Below are 16,499 nucleotides of genomic sequence, written 5' to 3'. Positions count from 1 at the left end.
TCACTCCTTGGTAGGACGGGCATAAAAGACGGTTTCCACCACGGCCCGCGCGCGGCGGGCAGCCCGCAGATACTCTTCTTCTACATCGAAGCGCTGGGACGGATCATGGCCAGCGAGTGCCGCCACAACCCCCAGGTCCTTCAGATCGTGCGGCAACACATCGATCTTCGTCCCCTGAGAACGCCCCGTGCCGATAAAGTTCATGTCCCGCAGCAACGATGCGAGATTCCATGACTCACTGAGATGTTCCGCCTGCTCAGGGGTCAAGATGTTCGCTTGCTCGCATGCCTTGAGGGTGTCAAGGGTGGAGGTGACCCGAAGTGCCTGGTTCGCCCCCGCGTACTGCAATTGCAGGAGCTGCGCCGTCCATTCCACATCCGATAGCCCGCCCCGGCCCAGCTTCAAGTGGCGCTGTGGGGAGACTCCGCGTGGAATCCGTTCCGTTTCCACGCGTGCCTTAATGCGTTGAATCTCGCGAATCTTCGCAGCGTCAAGCCCGGCCGCCGGATACCGGTAGGGATCAATCAGCGCGATAAACTCACCGCCAAGATCCACATCTCCCGCGATCGGGCGCGCCCGTAGAAGCGCCTGATACTCCCAGGGTTCGGCCCAGCGCGCGTAGTACTCGCCATGAGCGGCCAACGTCCGTGTCAATCGGCCGCTGCGGCCCTCGGGCCGTAAATCGTAATCCACGGGGATCTGCGGTTCGCTGCTCAGGCCTCCGAGGAGGCGGGAGAGCTGCGATGCCACCTCCACGGCAAGGCGTTGGGCTTCTTCCTCACGAGCCCCTGGCAACGGATCATGGAGGAAGATGACATCGGCATCGGAGGCATAGCCCATCTCTGCTCCGCCAAGCCGGCCCATCGCGATCACGGCGTAGCGCGAAAGCGGGCCTTGGGCGCCTTCCTCATCGCAGGCCGCGATGACGGCGCCGTGAAGGCCAGCAGAAATAGCGATCTCGGCTGCCCTCGACACGGCCGCACGCGACGCCACCGGATCCACCACTCCGAGCACCTGACCCATTGCTGTACGCAAGAGTTCGCGGCGGCGAAGGTAGCGCCCAGCGTTCGCTATATCCTGAGGAGACTTTCTGCGGGTGACCATCGATTCCAGTTCCGCGTCCAGCTCCTCACGCGTACGCGGCTGCAAATTCTTCTTATCCACCAACCAGCTCACGGATTCCGGCAGATCCGGAACACTCTGGGCAAGGTAGCGCGAGGAGGCAAAGATCAGGCACAAGCGTTCTGCCGCCGCTCCCCCGTCCCGCAGCGTGCGTAGGTACCACGATGTGCGCCCCATCTTTTCGGACAGCACACGGAAAGCAAGGAGTCCAGCGTCCGGCTCCGTCCCCAGCGCGAACCACCCCAGCATGACAGGCAAGAGCTGGCGTTGAATGGCAGCTGTACGCGAAACGCCCGCTGTCAGGGCCGTAATGTGATTGATGGCCCCCGCGGGATCCAGATAGCCCATCGAGGCTAGGCGCGCTTGCGCCGCATGGTTATCCAACGAAATATCGTCCGGGGAAAGCTTGGCAGCTGCTGGCAACAGAGGCCTGTAGTAGATCGCTTCGTGAAGGCGGCGCACTTCGGAACGGGTACGCTGCCACGCCTTGTCCAGATCCGGTCCACTGGCAATCCCAGCGCAATTCATCGAACGGGCAACGCGCCTCAGCTCCGCCTCGCCGCTGGGTACTAAGTGTGAACGGCGCAGCCGCTGGAGCTGAATACGGTGTTCGAGGGTGCGCAAGAGCCGGTAATCGTGATCCAGCAGATCCGCGTCCTTCCGGGCAATGTATCCCCCGTCGCGCAAGGCAGCGATCGATTCGATCGTGGATCTGGTTCTCAGTGTTTCATCCGAACGCCCGTGCACTAGCTGGAGAAGCTGGACCGTGAACTCGATATCTCGCAGCCCTCCCTTTCCTAGCTTGAGCTGGCGGCCTGCTTCGCGCTGAGGAACGTGGGCTTCCACGCGCCTGCGCATGGCACGCGAATCCTCAACGAAATGCTCACGCGATGCCGCCTCCCAAACCTCCGGCCACAGGGCAGAGATGTACCGATCACCCAGATCCATATCGCCAGCGATCGGGCGCGCCTTGAGCAGTGCCTGAAACTCCCAGCCCTTCGCCCACCGCTTGTAATAGGCGACATGAGACTCCAAGGTACGCACCAGAGGGCCATCCTTGCCTTCGGGGCGCAGATTGGCATCCAGTATCCACAGGGCCTGCTCTCCCGCCGCGGCGGAGACAGCTTGGCCAAGCTTGGCCGCAAGCTTCGTGGCGATGGCAATGCTTTCGCTCTCGTCCACCGAATCATCCGCGGGGCAGGCAACGTACACCACATCAACGTCGGACACGTAGTTCAGTTCGCGAGCGCCCGTCTTACCCATCGCGATCACGGTGAGACCCACATGCTCGCTGCCCTCAACCTCGCTGCGGGCAAAGGCCAAGCCAGCTTCGAGTGCCCCACCCACGATATCCGTGATACGGGCTGATACATCGGGCATGGCGGCCAGCGGATCTGGACACGTCAGATCTGCCACGGCCACGTGCGCTATTCGGCTGAAGTAGTGAACTCGCAACGCGTTGACAGCATCATCGTGGTTGGCCACCGGGAATCGAGCGTCTGGATCGGCACCTACAGCCTTAAGTGCGCTGGCGCGTTCTGCTTTGCGTGAGCTGGTGGGGATGCCCGTTCTCCCCCGCTGCCTGACGTTCAGTACTCGGCTTATCTCCTGTGGGTGGGAGATGAGAAAGTCCCCAAGCATGGTGGACATGCCGAGGATAGCGAATATCTCGCGCCGTGAGCGAGTGTCCTTGATGAGCGAACCGATATCGGCGCTCATCGAGTTGCTCGCACAGGATTCGGCCAACCGGATCAGTGCAAGAAGGCACTGATCCGGATCTGCAACGGTCTGAAAATCGCTCAGATATTGGTTGATATTCAGCGATGTGATGGCCGGATCATCCAGCAGATCAGCGCACCGCACCGGGTCCACAAAACCCGCTTTCCGAAGCTGACTGGTATAGCTCTGTTCACGCATCGCCACGTCCTCCTAAAAGGTTGCTAGGAAGCGGCGGCGCTCCTCGGTTGTAATCTGCATGCTGTACTCGCGCCACTCGTGCTTCTTTTCCCTGAGGAAGTAGGCGAAACAATCTTCGCCCAGCGCTTCTGCCATCAGCTCGGAATCCCGCATGCATCCAAGCGCTTGACTCAAAGAATCGGGAAGTGCTTCGATACCGAGAATCTGCCGCTCCATGGCACTCATGAGCGCCACATCGGTATCTGCCTGCTCGGGGGGTTCGTATTCGCCGGCAATCCCGGCCAGCCCAGCACGAATCATCGCCGCAAAGGCCAGATAGGGGTTGGCCGCTGAATCGATCGCGCGGTATTCGAGCCGAGCCGATTGAGGCTTGTCCGGCTTGTAATACGGTACGCGGATCAGCGCGGATCGATTGTTTGGCCCCCACGAAACGTAAGACGGTGCCTCATCCCCACCCCACAGCCGCTTGTAGGAGTTCACGTGCTGGTTCGTCACGGCCGTGATTTCTGGGGCATGGCGGATCAGACCGGCAAGGAACTGGCGGCCGGTTTTGGACAGGCCATCAGGATCTGTCGGATCCGCGAAGGCGTTGTGTTCACCCTCGAACAACGAAATGTGAGTGTGCATGCCCGATCCAGGCACATTGACCAAAGGCTTTGGCATGAAGGAGGCTTGAACACCTTGGCGCACGGCCACCTCTTCGATCACGGCCTTGAACGTCATGAGATTATCGGCCATGGACAGCGCATCGGAGTAGTGCAGATCGATTTCGTTCTGCCCCGGGCCCGCCTCGTGATGAGAAAACTCCACCGATATACCCATTTCTTCGAGGTTCAAGATGGCATCGCGGCGGAAATCGTGAGCGGTGGAGCGAGTGACGTGATCGAAGTAGGACGCAGAATCGATGGGTACCGGGATCTTTTCGGAATCTGTCTCCTGCTGGAACAGGTAGAACTCCACCTCGGGATGGACATAGCACGTGAAGCCCATATCGGCCGCTGATTCCAGGGCCCGCTTCAAGATGTTCCGGGGATCTGTACGCGCTGGCTCATCATCGCGAGTGGTGATGTTGCAAAACATGCGGGCCACCGGATGGCTAGTACCACGCCATGGCAAGAGTTGGAAGGTTGATGCGTCCGGGCGCGCGGACATATCGGATTCATAAACTCGGGTCAGGCCCTGAATCGAGGAACCATCGAATCCGATGCCCTCTTCGAAAGCCTTCTCCAGTTCCGCCGGAGCAATCGCCACCGATTTCAGTTTCCCTACGACGTCTGTGAACCAGAGCCGGACAAACCGAACACCCTTTTCCTCGATGGTGCGTAGTACATATTCCTCTTGACGATCCACAGCGCTCCTTAAGTCCTCTGGTTCATACTACTCAACCTGTAGCTCGCGCCAGCTGAGAAAAGCCGTTGGCGATTTGACGTCATCGCATTCCGGGTCCGCGTGAATGCGAGAAATGATCAGCGTAATGAAATCTCCCACTTCCTCCCACCCAGTCATAGGCTCGGAAGTACGCACCAAGCCCGAAACCGTTTCGGCCACATTGACCTCTTGAACCACGCTCAGGCGCTCTAGGCTCTGCACCCATTCATGGACGCAATCGAGTGCAACGGCCCAGGCACTGTAGCTGGCTAGTTCCTCCACGGGCGTGCCCATGGGCGGCTCAACAAGAAAACGCCGGAAGCCACGGGCCTGATCGCGCGCCACAGATCCATCTGTCGTACGAACCGAGGCACCCATGATCGTTGCCGCCCCCACCACCATGAGAAGCACCGATACGATCAACCAGAACGGACGCAAGGAACCCGCCAACACGAGGATGGTTGTGAGAACTGCGGCGGCACATCCACCCAGCAACTCCACTACTCCAGCAGAGGCCAAGCTTTCCCTGCCTGAACGAATCCAGCGGAAATCAGCGCTGACCCGATTGGCCACTGCGCTCACAACACGTTCACCCATCGAGCGGCGTAGCCCGGAAAGCCGCGCGGTTGGCACGCCAACTGGAGGCAACCCCAGATCTTCAAGAACCGCTCGAAAGCGCCTGTCATCAAACGGATGCGATTTGGCGTACGGCGGGTTCTCTGCTCGTCCAGGAACCGCCAGCAGATCCAAGAGGGAACGCTCATCGGGATTGCACGTGTGGTCCGGCCCGCGCAACAGCACGATGATCACTGCCGGCGTGGCCTTGGGCAGATAGCGGTATTCCACCAGTTCGATGAAGCCTCGCACAGCCAAATCCAAGAGGGCAGATACAACAACATCGTTGCGGAAGGCTTCTCTCATGATGATCGCGGCCTCCTGCGGCCTCATCTGAGGGGGTGTGGAGCGCATCGGCGGCTCGCCACCACTCACGTGCCGGGTTGGATGATGCTCTCCCGGCCGAGGAAACTCCCCGCGGGGCAGATCGGCATATTCCGATTCTGGGCGGACCGCCAACAAGAGCAGCCCAATCGCGCATGCGAGGAGCGTGATGCCCACCCAAAACTCCGCCTCCGTGACAGCGAAGTAGCCAATGATCTCGCTCATCTTGCTCCCGCCACCGTTCACGTTCAGAATTACTGTTTTTAGCATAACTGCAACACGGGCTTAAGATGGTGACAACGTGACGAAGGAGAACGATGTCCGCCCCACATACACCATCAAGAGTCCGCCTGCATCACCTTGCCGGTATGAAGGAGCGGCACGAACCAATCACCATGCTCACCTGTTATGACGCCATAACAGCACGCATCTTCGATGCGGCAGCGATCGATATGCTCCTAGTTGGCGATTCGTTCGGCAATACTCTCCTTGGGTATGGATCCACGATCAAGGTGTCTCTTGACGAGATGGTTATGGCCACGGGGGCCGTGAGCCGTGGAACCCAGCGTGCCTTCATCGTTGCTGATCTCCCTTTCGGCTCCTACGAAGCCTCGCCATCCGACGCCGTCTCCTCGTCGGTCAAGCTGATCAAGGCTGGCGCCCACGCTGTGAAGCTCGAGGGTGGCGTTCGCCAAAAGGAGACCATCGAAGCGATCACAGGGGCGGGCATTCCTGTGGTTGGTCACATCGGATTTACTCCCCAATCCGAACACCGGTTGGGAGGCCCGCGCGTTCAAGGACGCGGGGACGATGCGGAAACGGCCCTGATTGACGATGCGGTTGCCGTTCAAGATGGCGGTGCATCGTGCGTCGTTCTTGAAATGGTGCCGCAGCACCTCGCGGAAAAGATCACGAAGATCCTCCACATTCCCACTATCGGGATAGGTGCGGGCTACCACTGCGACGGTCAAGTACTCGTGTGGACGGACATGGCGGGTATGACCAACTGGGCGCCCTCCTTCTCGCGCAAGTTTGGCGCCGTTGGTGCCGCCTTGCAAGATGCAGCCGCCTCCTACGCAGAGTCAGTCAAAGCACGCCAGTTCCCGGACGATTCCCACTCGTTCTAGGAATCCTCATCCGGGTCCTGCCACGCTTCCTTCCATGCCGCCTCGTCGTCGTCGGCCCTCTTCGTGCGCTCGCGCGCAATCTTGTAGGCGCGCAACGCTTCTTCAGGGCTGACATACGGGCCCATCCGGTCCTGCCAGCCTGACTTCTTCCCCTTCTCAACGCTACCGGTGCGTGTATTGAAGTAATACTCGGTCCCCATACGTTCACAGTACAGCCCGGCACGATTCGCGACAGTTCACTCCGCCTCATTCCTCTTGTTCCGTTTCGCCGTGGAACGTGAGCAACCTAGAATGTCAGCTATGTTGTTGGCTGATCGCGCCCCACGTGGCACTCTTGTTCCCGGAAAGCTCTCTCACAAGCGTGAGGTACCCCGATCGATCGCTCGTCCCGAATATCTGTTTCACGATGGCCCCGAAGTTGTCACGGCATCGGACGTCAAGAACGAGGAGACGATCGAAAAGATCCGTATCGCGGGACGCATCGCCGCGGATGCCATGTACGCTGCCGGCGCTGCTATCAAGCCGGGCGTTACGACCGATGAGCTTGACCGAATCGCTCATGAGTACATGTGCGATCATGGCGCCTACCCGTCCTGCTTGGATTACATGGAGTTCCCCAAGTCCATCTGCACATCCATCAACGAAGTTATCTGCCACGGAATCCCGGATTCTACCGTTGTGCACGAAGGAGACTTCATCAATCTTGACGTGACCGCCTACAAGGACGGTGTGCACGGGGATACCAACGCCATGTTCATGGTGGGCGATGTTGATGAGGAATCGCGGTTACTTGCCGAACGGACCAAGAATGCGATGATGCGCGGTATCAAGGCTGTCAAGCCCGGGCGCCAGATTAACGTGATCGGCCGCGTGATCGAATCCTATGCGAAGCGGTTCGAATACGGCGTTGTGGAGGACTTCACCGGACACGGCGTTGGCGAAGCCTTCCATTCTGGCCTGATTGTTCCTCACTACGATGCGGCTCCCAACTATGCAACCGTGATCGAGCCAGGGATGGTGTTCACTATCGAACCGATGCTAACGCTCGGCGATATTGCGTGGGAGCAATGGGACGATGATTGGACTGTTGTCACCAAGGATCGGTCCCGTACGGCACAATGGGAACACACTCTCGTGGTAACCAAAGACGGTGCGGAGATCCTGACACTTCCCACCGATGTGGATCTGGCGCCACACCTGTAGAAACGTAAAGGAACCAGCATGACGAAGCATCGTGGATTCGGAATTGATATTGGCGGCTCCGGCATTAAGGGTGCCTACGTCGATTTGCAAACCGGGGAGTTCGCGACGGACCGTTACCGGATCCCCACTCCCCAGCCAGCAACCCCGGAAGCCGTTGCCGATACGGTCGCGGAGCTGGTTGCTCACTTTGAGGTCCCTAGCTCGGTTCCCATCGGCATCGATTTTCCCGCGCCGATTATCCACGGCGTAGCTCCCATGATCGCCAACTTAGACCCTTCGTGGAAGGGACTGAATGTTGAGGATCTCTTCACGAAGCATCTGGACCGGCCTGTACGCGTGGTCAACGATGCAGACGCCGCCGGTTACGCGGAAGTGCACTACGGCGCCGCCGCAGGCAGGGATGGACTGGTCATGGTGCTGACGCTCGGAACCGGTATCGGCTCCGTCCTCGTCATGGATGGGGTGTTGGTCCCCAACACCGAACTCGGGCACGTGGAGCTGGATGGGCGCGATGCTGAAAGCTACGCCTCCTCGGGAGTCTTTGAGCGCGATAACCTCGGATGGGAAGAGTGGGCCAAGCGCCTTCAGCGCTACTTCTCCCACATGGAGATGCTCTTCTCCCCCGAAGTGTTCATCGTGGGCGGCGGAATCTCCAAGAAATCCAAGAAGTTCCTGCCTCTCATCGAAACCCGAGCACCGATCATTCCCGCTGAGCTACAAAACACTGCTGGCATCGTCGGCTCCGCGCTGCTCGCCGCCGAAGCCGCAGGAGAATTCACTCTGGATCGCGGCACCAAGAAGCGCATCAAGAAGGCCCGCAAAGAAATCCGCGCAGCCAAGAAAAAAGCCAAGGAAAAGGTCAAGAACGCAGCCAAGGCTTCCTAGTTCACAGCGTGACAGGGCAAGAGGTCCATAGTTTTACGCAGACTCTCGTCCGGCGCGACAGGCTGATCGTTATGATGACCGTCATAATTTCTGTTGCTGCCATCACGGCGGCATCACTGACCATCGGCGACGTCCCTGAGTACTACATACTTGTTAATGACCAGACGACCTTCGTCGTATTTGCCATCGCAGCAGTTCAGTTCGCCGTAGCTTTGGTGAACACAGGGTGGTCCTTCAAGCAATACATGGCAACATCTAGCAGCACCAGTATGGTCGCCCGTTTACGCCGTACAGATCCTCGCGATTACTCCACACGCGGGAGCCGTGTGTTTGCAGCGCTGTTTCTCGGACTAGCCATATCCATGTACGGCTTCATCGCTGCGCTGGCCATGACGGACACGCTCACTACTCAGAGGCTTCTCGCCTCACTGGCCCGCGCGCCAAGAGACAACCCGATGATCACCGTAGATCCGTCCAGCCCGATTCCCGTCTATGAACAGCTCATCACGGGCATCCTCAGCGATATTGACCACGGCGATTTGCAGCGCGGTGATCGTTTGCCTCCGGTTCGCAGGCTAGCTGGCGATCTCGGCATCGCCCCGGGCACAGTTGCTCGCACCTATCAGTATCTGGAAGAACGTGGCGTGCTCAGCACTCACGGCAGGCGCGGAACCTACGTAGATGGGCGTCTCGGCCCGAGGGAAACGAGCGCTAGACAAGCGGCCGAAGCCTATCTCCGCACGATGATCGATGAACTCGGGTTTTCTCGCAAGGAAGCACTCCACCACGTCAACCGTACGGCCGACCAGCGTGACAGGCTGACATCAGAGAATGAATCAGGCGAATGAGCTGGCCGATACGCCGGGTTCTGTACCGCTTGAGCGGTGGCGACCATCCATCTACGCCATACGTTGCCGCATGGCTCTAGCAGTCCACCCGTGCACTAAGCGGGACGCCTGCGTGCACTGTATGACCTTGCTCCCGGTGGGGCTTGCCGTGCCACCTCAGTCACCTGAGGCGCGGTGGTCTCTTACACCGCCGTTTCACCCTTACCTTGGGCGTGCCCAAGGCGGTTTGTTTTCTGTGGCGCTTTCCCGCGAGTCACCCCGGGTGGGTGTTACCCACCACCGTTCCCTGTGGAGCCCGGACGTTCCTCGGGACACGTGCGTGCCACGCGGCCGCCTGGCCAGCTCATTCGCCTAGCCATGGTAGCACCTCAGAGGCACTAGACTGGACCGCGTGCACATTCTGCTCCCACCCTCAGAAGGTAAAACACCTCCCACATCGGGCCCGAAACTGGACCTTGCCACCCTCAGCCGCCCGAAGCTCACCGAAACCCGCAGAGCACTCACCCGCGAACTCGCCAACGTAAGCGCCCGCGAGGATGCCCTGACGATCCTCAAGACGGGCGAACGCACGCGCCCGGAGGTTGAGGCACAGCGCAACCTGTGGAATGCGCCCTGCGCCCCGGCCTACGAGGTGTACACGGGAGTCTTGTTCGAGGCCGCCCAGTTGGGACCAACCGATGCGGTCACAATCTTCTCCGGCCTGTTCGGCGTGACGTCAGGAACCGACCTCATCCCTGCCTACCGGCTCTCGATGAACGTGAAGCTTCCCGCCGCTGGCAGCCTGAAAGCCCTGTGGCGCAAAGCCCTAGCGGCCAACCCACCGCTACCAGAATCGGCCGGACCCATCGTTGACATGCGCTCGGGGGCGTATCAGGTGTGGAATCCACGTGGCCAATGGTGGGATGTGCGCGTGCGCGACGCATCCGGCAAGGTCATTACCCACATGGCGAAGCATTACCGGGGATTACTCACGCGGGTGCTGTTGGACAGCGGAAGTGATGACGTGGCCGATGTGGCCAGATCCCTTGGCAGCATCTCCGTTGAATCCGAGGGCAATCGGCGCCACCTCACCCTCATACCTCACGAAGCGCTAGTTCGGTAGCCTGACGATGATGGCATCATAATCCTCGGAGAGGTAGATCTGATCCTCGGGCAGGGCCCGGATCTGCGCCACCTCAACGGGAGAGAGGTGAATCCCGCCGTCCGTTGCGCCGCTGGGATGCATGGCCAAAACGGCATAACCACCCGATTCGCGTGAGTGTTCGTAGATCTTCTTGAGATCGTCGCTCAGGGGATCGAGGATGCTGGCCCGTTGGGTCCCCAGCTCCTCCTGTTGACCCTGAATCTCGCCCACAACGTCCTCGAGTTCGCTACGATCCCTCAGCATCTCATCTTTGAGGTTGGCCACTTGGCCCGCGAGATTATCAGCTTGGGTTTGCTTGTCCTCCACGGAGTCGAGGGCCTCAAACTCCACATCCGATGCCTTGTCCAGCAGCGTCCGCAACCCGGCAATTTCTTCCTGAAGCGCCACCAAATCGCGGGAGGTGAGCCCCTCCCCCGATGCCAGTTTGGCTTCCTTATCGGTGATCTGGCTCTGGAAGGCCTCGCATGCGGCTTCGGCTTGCGCAAGCTCGGCTTGTGCGGCCTTCACCGCCTCGCCAGCCGCTTCCGTTTCCCGGCCACGTGCCGCAATCGCATTCATAAGGGTGGCAAGCTTCTCGCGTAGCGGGTGCTTGACGTTATCGCGTTCGAGGCGGGCGATCTGTGAATCCAGCTCAGCTACTTCCAAGAGTTTGAGCTGATCTGCTGCGGGTGCTGTTGCCATGTGTGCAGCCTACCTCACAGCCGCGCAAACCACGCGTCCGTTGGAATCTCCGATATGTAGGAATCAACATGCTCGGCAAGTTCGGACAGAAGGCTATCCCGCATGATGCCCAGCAACGGCCACTCTGTTGCCCAATGCGTGGCGCACACCAGCCCACACCCGCCGTTCCACAGGTGATCGGTTGCCGGATGATGCCGCAGATCAGCGGTCAGGTATACATCCGCTCCAGCACCGTTTGCAGCTGCCAGGAGGGAATCCCCGGAACCCGAACAGATCGCCACGCGTTCCACCACTTGATCGGGATCTCCGCCTACCAATACTCCTGCGGGCACGGTTGGCAGAACCGCGCTGACCCGCGAAGCAAATTTGCGCAGCGTCAGCGGAGCCATCGTCCCCACGCCACCGATTCCCGTCTCTTCGTCGAGTGGCCGCTCGATCGCAACGCCCAACAGGTCCGCGAGCGCACGCGTGGAAGCGGCAACGTCCGCGTTCGTGTGGGCTGAGTAGAGGGCAACGTCCTCCTTGATGAGGCGGCTGGTCCATGCCCCCTTTGCGGTGGTGGTGGCAACCGAATGGGTTCCCCGCAGGTACAGCGGATGATGGGTGATCAGCATGTCCGCCCCGCGTTCCACCGCCTCGCCCACGCTGGCCTGACACGGATCCACGGCGAATCCGATCGAACGCACGGGCGCTTGTGGCTCGCCCACGGACAGGCCTACGTGATCCCACGCTTCGGCCGTCTCTAGAGGGAACAGCCGTTCCAGCGCCGCCACAACATCGCTTACGTGAAGAGTCATGCTTCCACCGTACCGGCTAGCTGGCCACAAGCAGAGCGATGACCATGATGGTCCACGTGCCCAAGAACGTAACGTTGAGTCCAAACGAGTACTTGATGACTGCTGCAAACTCGCGGAGGAAGGCGCTCGGAACGTAGTACCGGGCCGTCTTTGCTCCAACCACCTGAGCATTCATCCCCAACTGGCGGGTGAGCATGGCCGAGCGGAACACGTGATAGCTGTTGGTTGCCACAATCACCGCAGTATCCGGACTGGGAAGGAGCTTCCGAGAGAACTCGAGATTCTCACGGGTGTTACGCGCCTGGTCCTCGATCATGATCCGCGATTCATCGATCCCGCGTTCCCTCAAGTAGCGGGCCATCCCTTCGCCTTCGCTGATCGCTTCTCCCGGCCCTTGCCCTCCACTGGGAATGATCGTTGCGGCAGGCTTGGCCGCCTCGATTCCCTTCTCCAGTCGCGCCGCTAGGAGGGGAGGAACGGTGGTTCCACGAAGTCCGGAACCGAGCACAATCACGTAGCCGCCGCGCAGCTTCGTGGGTACCTTCCGGTAGGCGTAGGAGGCGATGAGAAAGACGAGGAAGAAGAACGCGAAGTAGAGAGTTATCCCGAACAGTCCCGTCGTGATCGCACTTGCGATGTGGCCGGGAAGGATTTTTTCGACGACGACGGCCCCAATCGGCAACGCCACCAATACGATTCCAGCGAGGAGTGACAAGAGATTGCCAAAGCTGGGCCTCTCGCGCCGAATCATGGTGACCCCGTTGACCAACAGGAATACGGTGAGGACCGGGTAGCCGATCACGGGTGCCGCAGCAAGGGCAATCAGAACGATGGCAACGGGCAGGCTTGCGCCGGTTCCGTCGTCGGTATGAATAATCACGCCGATCAGCCCGGTACCCAACCCGAACAAAATAAAGACGATATTGCGCAACCGGCGCCGATCCCTCACGAATCCGGCGATACCCAGAGCCAACAGGACCGCACTAAGAATCAACATCACATTATCCACACCTGAAGACTACTAAACGCCGGAGCCCTTCGACGGTTCGCTCAGGCCAAAAATTCTTTCGGCGCCATCAGCTCAAGAGTAAAGTGATGGGTGTCACCTAGGAGGAGACATGGTCAACACGCAATTTGAACGAATGAGTGCTGGTAAAGGATTTATCGCCGCTTTGGATCAGAGCGGCGGCAGCACACCCCGCGCACTCAAGCTCTACGGAATAGACGAAGACAGATACGGCAACGAGGCCGAGATGTTCGACCTTGTGCATCAGATGCGCGAGCGCATCGTGACCAGTCCGGCGTTTACCGGTCAACACATCCTCGCCGCGATCCTCTTCGAAAAGACGATGGACCGCACGTTCGCAGGAAAACCAGCCGCCGATTATCTCTGGGAGGACAAGAACATTCTTCCCATCCTGAAGGTGGACAAGGGTCTCGACGATGCAAGCGACGGCGTGCGGCTCATGAAGCCCATCCCCGATCTTGATGATCTCCTGGCCAGAGCGAATGATGCTCATATCTTCGGGACAAAGATGCGCTCGGTGATTCAGGAGGCCAACAGCGATGGCATCGCGGCAAACGTGACGCAGCAGTTTGCACTGGCTGAGCAGATCACCCACGCGGGACTTGTCCCCATTATTGAGCCGGAGGTGGATATCAATGCCTCGGACAAGGAGCAGTGCGAGCAGATCCTCTTCGAGGAGATTTCGAAGAATCTGGCGACGAAACACTTCGATTTACCCGTCATGTTCAAGCTGACGATCCCCAGTGTGGACAACTTGTACAGCCCCCTTATCGAAAACCCCAACGTCCTGAGGGTTGTGGCGCTATCGGGCGGATACAGCCGCGAGGAGGCCAACAGGCGGTTGGCTGCCAACCATGGCCTTATCGCCAGCTTCTCGCGAGCACTCACCGAAGGGCTGACGGAAGCGATGAGCCCAGAGGAATTCGATTCACGCTTGGGCGCATCGATCGGATCCATCGCTGAGGCATCGGCAACCTAGACGCTCGAACAGGCGGTACATACGAAACGGTGGGCGTGCCCAGCACGCCCACCGTTTCATTGGTTCAGGAGACTACTCGGTTAAGCCGTCCACCCAATCCCGATTCTCATCGATCCATTCGTTGAGGCCCGGTTCATAATCGGTGGCGTCCTCGGCAAACATGGCTGCCTGAAGCTCACCAAACATGTCCATGTCCATCTCGAAGTTCTCGATCCATCCAACTAGCTGCGGGGCTTCCTCGCGCAGGTCCTGTGATGCAAGCGCAGTGATCTCCTCCGGCTCGCCCAGAGCACCCTCGGGATCCTCGAGGTTCTTGAGATCGTAGGTGCCATATGCCCAATGAGGCTGCCACAGTGTGACGGCGATATTCTCATCGTTGGCCAACGCTGTATCTAGCTCAGCAAGCATTGCGGCCGATGATGACGTCACGAACTCCATAGACTCGAGGCCGTAGGTGGGAATCACCTCTTCTTCCATCATCAGTGTCAGGCCAGCGCCCGGTTCGATTCCGACAATCCGGTTGTCGAATTCATCCGCGTGTTCCAGTAACTCCGGAATCGTATCGATGGGTGAATCTGCGGCTACGGCAACCGTGTTGACTGCCTCATCGTTCCACGCCCCCAGATTCTCCATCTGATCGCCGTAGTTCTCGTAATAATCCGCGTGGGTGGTGGGTAGCCACGATCCGAGGTACAGATCGTATTCTCCTTCGGCCACTCCGGCAAACGCGGTGGTGACGTTGACGTACTCAACCTCCGCGTCATAGCCCTTTTCGTTGAGGACTGCCTTCCACAGCTCACTGCTGGCGACCGTATCGTCCCAACCTTCCACAGCAGCGATTGTTATTTCTTTTTTATCACCGTTTTCTTCGTTGTCCGCCGCTTCTCCGGACGAACATGCCCCTAGGGCTAGTGCAATGACAGGTAAGAGTGCATAGTGCCTCTTCATACTTTCCGTTCTCGCCGCATTGGTGGCGACGATCGAGTTCAGTTGCATTGCCTGAACGGGTGAAATCTGTTCACCGTACGCGCTCACACGAGTTCGCGTTCATGACCAAGACATCGTAACAGCATCACACAAGGCCCCTCCACGCGTGACATACTTCAGGGAAGAGTTTTTCACACAGGAGATTTCATGAAGTTTATGCAAAATCTCGGCAAATCCTTCATGCTCCCAGTTGCGGTGCTTCCCGTAGCCGCAATACTGGTGGGCATCGCGTATTGGATTGAAAATGTTGCCGGAGAAAACGTCGTCCAAGCCTTCCTCGCAGCAGCGGGAGGCGCGCTCCTAGATAACATCCCGATTCTCTTCGCCGTTGGCGTCTCCATTGGAATGGCCGTCAAATCGGATGGCACATCGGCACTTGCCGGCCTCGTCTCGTGGCTAACGATGCAGACACTCTTGAAGCCGGAAACCGTAGCAGCTTTCCAGCACACTGACGTGGAAAATGTTAATCCCGCGTTCGGGGTTGTTGACAATGTGTTCATTGGAATTATCGCCGGCCTGATCGGTGCCTATTCCTATAATCGGTTCAGGAACACCCGGTTGCCGGACGCGCTGTCCTTCTTCTCTGGCAGGCGATCTGTGGCCATCGTTGCCGCCGGGATGTCGCTGATCACCGGCGCTATCTTGTTCTTCGTGTGGCCGCTGGTCTACACCGGGTTAGTCAGCTTCGGCGAATTCATCCTGACGCTCGGCCCACTCGGGGCTGGGCTGTACGGCTTCTTTAACCGCATGCTGATCCCGCTCGGCCTGCATCACGCGCTGAACTCCGTGTTCTGGTTCGATGTGGCCGGGATTAACGATCTCAACAACTTCCTCAACGCAACCGGCACCTACGGCGTGACGGGGCAGTACATGACGGGATTCTTCCCCGTCATGATGTTCGGATTGCCAGGGGCGGCATTAGCCATGTATGTCACGGCCAAGTCCAACAAGAGAAAGGTGGCGGCCGGCCTGCTCCTCTCGGCCTCCGTTTCCTCGTTCTTTGTGGGCGTTACCGAGCCGCTGGAATTCTCCTTCATGTTCTTGGCGCCGGCGCTGTACGTGGTGCACGCGTTGTTCATGGGAATCTCGATGGCCATCAGCTTCATCCTGCCTGTGCGGATGGGCTTTGGCTTCTCCGGAGGGTTCATCGATGTGGTCCTTGGATGGGTGAACCCCATGGCACAAAACCCGTGGCTGCTGATCGTCATGGGCCTCGTATGGTTTGTTATCTACTTCTTCGTGTTCCGCTTCCTTATCCTAAAGCTCGACTTGAAAACTCCCGGACGCGAGGATGATGATGCCGTTCCTACCGTCAGCGGTGGCACCGGCGAAGATCCCTACCTTGCCACCGCAACCGGATTCATCAAGGGACTGGGCGGTAAGGACAACATTACGGATCTGGACAACTGCGCCACCCGGCTTCGCCTCCAGCTTGGGGACCTGTCTCAAGTAGATGAGGCCGAACTCAAGCGCGC

At 59.1% G+C, this 16,499-nt stretch carries 15 protein-coding genes and 1 other RNA gene; 7 read left to right on the top strand and 9 right to left on the bottom strand.

Annotation, left to right across the window (positions count from 1 at the left end):
* Genes ACTHV6_RS07725 through ACTHV6_RS07715 form a run of 3 tightly spaced genes read right to left on the bottom strand, consistent with a single transcriptional unit; the run spans position 1 to position 5,571 of the window.
* Positions 1-3,039 (bottom strand): bifunctional [glutamine synthetase] adenylyltransferase/[glutamine synthetase]-adenylyl-L-tyrosine phosphorylase, encoded by a 3,039-nt coding sequence (locus ACTHV6_RS07725; RefSeq protein ID WP_441386710.1) that lies wholly within the window; start codon positions 3,037-3,039, stop codon positions 1-3.
* Between the two features lie 12 nt (positions 3,040-3,051).
* The gene (gene glnA / locus ACTHV6_RS07720; RefSeq protein WP_441386709.1) at positions 3,052-4,389 is read right to left on the bottom strand and encodes a type I glutamate--ammonia ligase; all 1,338 of its coding nucleotides are present in this window, start codon (positions 4,387-4,389) and stop codon (positions 3,052-3,054) included.
* 27 nt (positions 4,390-4,416) lie between these two features.
* Positions 4,417-5,571, bottom strand: a complete 1,155-nt coding sequence (locus ACTHV6_RS07715) for a DUF2207 family protein (RefSeq protein ID WP_441386708.1) — start codon at positions 5,569-5,571, stop codon at positions 4,417-4,419.
* Between the two features lie 92 nt (positions 5,572-5,663).
* On the opposite strand from ACTHV6_RS07715, the gene panB reads away from it, so the two are divergent.
* Positions 5,664-6,473, top strand: coding sequence for a 3-methyl-2-oxobutanoate hydroxymethyltransferase (gene panB / locus ACTHV6_RS07710; RefSeq protein ID WP_441386707.1), 810 nt, complete (start codon positions 5,664-5,666; stop codon positions 6,471-6,473).
* Here the strand turns inward: panB and ACTHV6_RS07705 are convergent.
* Entirely contained in the window at positions 6,470-6,673 is a 204-nt protein-coding gene (locus ACTHV6_RS07705; protein WP_441386706.1) for a hypothetical protein, read from the bottom strand. The two genes, panB and ACTHV6_RS07705, sit on opposite strands and share 4 nt — an antisense overlap.
* A gap of 91 nt (positions 6,674-6,764) precedes the next feature.
* On the opposite strand from ACTHV6_RS07705, the gene map reads away from it, so the two are divergent.
* The 3 genes from map to ACTHV6_RS07690 all read left to right on the top strand — a co-directional run bounded on the left by map (position 6,765) and on the right by ACTHV6_RS07690 (position 9,409).
* Complete coding sequence (map, locus tag ACTHV6_RS07700; protein ID WP_441386705.1) at positions 6,765-7,676, top strand: type I methionyl aminopeptidase; 912 nt, start codon at positions 6,765-6,767, stop codon at positions 7,674-7,676.
* A gap of 18 nt (positions 7,677-7,694) precedes the next feature.
* Positions 7,695-8,561, top strand: a complete 867-nt coding sequence (ppgK, locus tag ACTHV6_RS07695; protein WP_441386704.1) for a polyphosphate--glucose phosphotransferase — start codon at positions 7,695-7,697, stop codon at positions 8,559-8,561.
* Between the two features lie 71 nt (positions 8,562-8,632).
* Entirely contained in the window at positions 8,633-9,409 is a 777-nt protein-coding gene (locus ACTHV6_RS07690) for a GntR family transcriptional regulator (RefSeq protein ID WP_441386703.1), read from the top strand.
* Here ACTHV6_RS07690 and rnpB read toward each other — a convergent pair.
* An RNA gene (gene rnpB, locus ACTHV6_RS07685) (RNase P RNA component class A) lies at positions 9,403-9,755 on the bottom strand. The two genes, ACTHV6_RS07690 and rnpB, sit on opposite strands and share 7 nt — an antisense overlap.
* Before the next feature lie 45 nt (positions 9,756-9,800).
* Here rnpB and ACTHV6_RS07680 point away from each other — a divergent pair.
* Positions 9,801-10,511 carry a YaaA family protein gene (locus ACTHV6_RS07680; RefSeq protein WP_441386702.1) on the top strand — a complete coding sequence of 237 codons (711 nt, stop codon included), beginning with the start codon at positions 9,801-9,803 and terminating at the stop codon, positions 10,509-10,511.
* Here the strand turns inward: ACTHV6_RS07680 and ACTHV6_RS07675 are convergent.
* From ACTHV6_RS07675 to ACTHV6_RS07665, 3 genes are read right to left on the bottom strand one after another with little or no spacing between them, the layout of a single operon-like run.
* A complete protein-coding gene (locus tag ACTHV6_RS07675; RefSeq protein WP_441386701.1) occupies positions 10,500-11,234 on the bottom strand; it encodes a zinc ribbon domain-containing protein in 735 nt (244 codons plus the stop codon). The genes ACTHV6_RS07680 and ACTHV6_RS07675 overlap by 12 nt on opposite strands.
* A gap of 14 nt (positions 11,235-11,248) precedes the next feature.
* Positions 11,249-12,031: a Nif3-like dinuclear metal center hexameric protein gene (locus ACTHV6_RS07670; RefSeq protein WP_441386700.1), complete on the bottom strand. Its 783-nt coding sequence runs from the start codon at positions 12,029-12,031 to the stop codon at positions 11,249-11,251.
* A 16-nt stretch (positions 12,032-12,047) separates the two neighbouring features.
* Positions 12,048-13,028: a YdcF family protein gene (locus ACTHV6_RS07665; RefSeq protein WP_441386699.1), complete on the bottom strand. Its 981-nt coding sequence runs from the start codon at positions 13,026-13,028 to the stop codon at positions 12,048-12,050.
* A gap of 121 nt (positions 13,029-13,149) precedes the next feature.
* On the opposite strand from ACTHV6_RS07665, the gene ACTHV6_RS07660 reads away from it, so the two are divergent.
* Positions 13,150-14,037 carry a fructose bisphosphate aldolase gene (locus tag ACTHV6_RS07660; RefSeq protein ID WP_441386698.1) on the top strand — a complete coding sequence of 296 codons (888 nt, stop codon included), beginning with the start codon at positions 13,150-13,152 and terminating at the stop codon, positions 14,035-14,037.
* Positions 14,038-14,109: 72 nt separating this feature from the next.
* On the opposite strand, the gene ACTHV6_RS07655 is transcribed toward ACTHV6_RS07660, so the two are convergent.
* Complete coding sequence (locus ACTHV6_RS07655; RefSeq protein ID WP_441386697.1) at positions 14,110-14,985, bottom strand: glycine betaine ABC transporter substrate-binding protein; 876 nt, start codon at positions 14,983-14,985, stop codon at positions 14,110-14,112.
* Between the two features lie 186 nt (positions 14,986-15,171).
* On the opposite strand from ACTHV6_RS07655, the gene nagE reads away from it, so the two are divergent.
* On the top strand, positions 15,172-16,499 hold a 1,328-nt coding region (nagE, locus tag ACTHV6_RS07650), incomplete at its 3' end, for an N-acetylglucosamine-specific PTS transporter subunit IIBC (protein ID WP_441386696.1).

The organism is Ancrocorticia sp., assembly GCF_052089425.1.
Taxonomy (GTDB): domain Bacteria; phylum Actinomycetota; class Actinomycetes; order Actinomycetales; family Actinomycetaceae; genus Ancrocorticia.
This window is presented reverse-complemented; position numbering and strand designations above follow the sequence as displayed.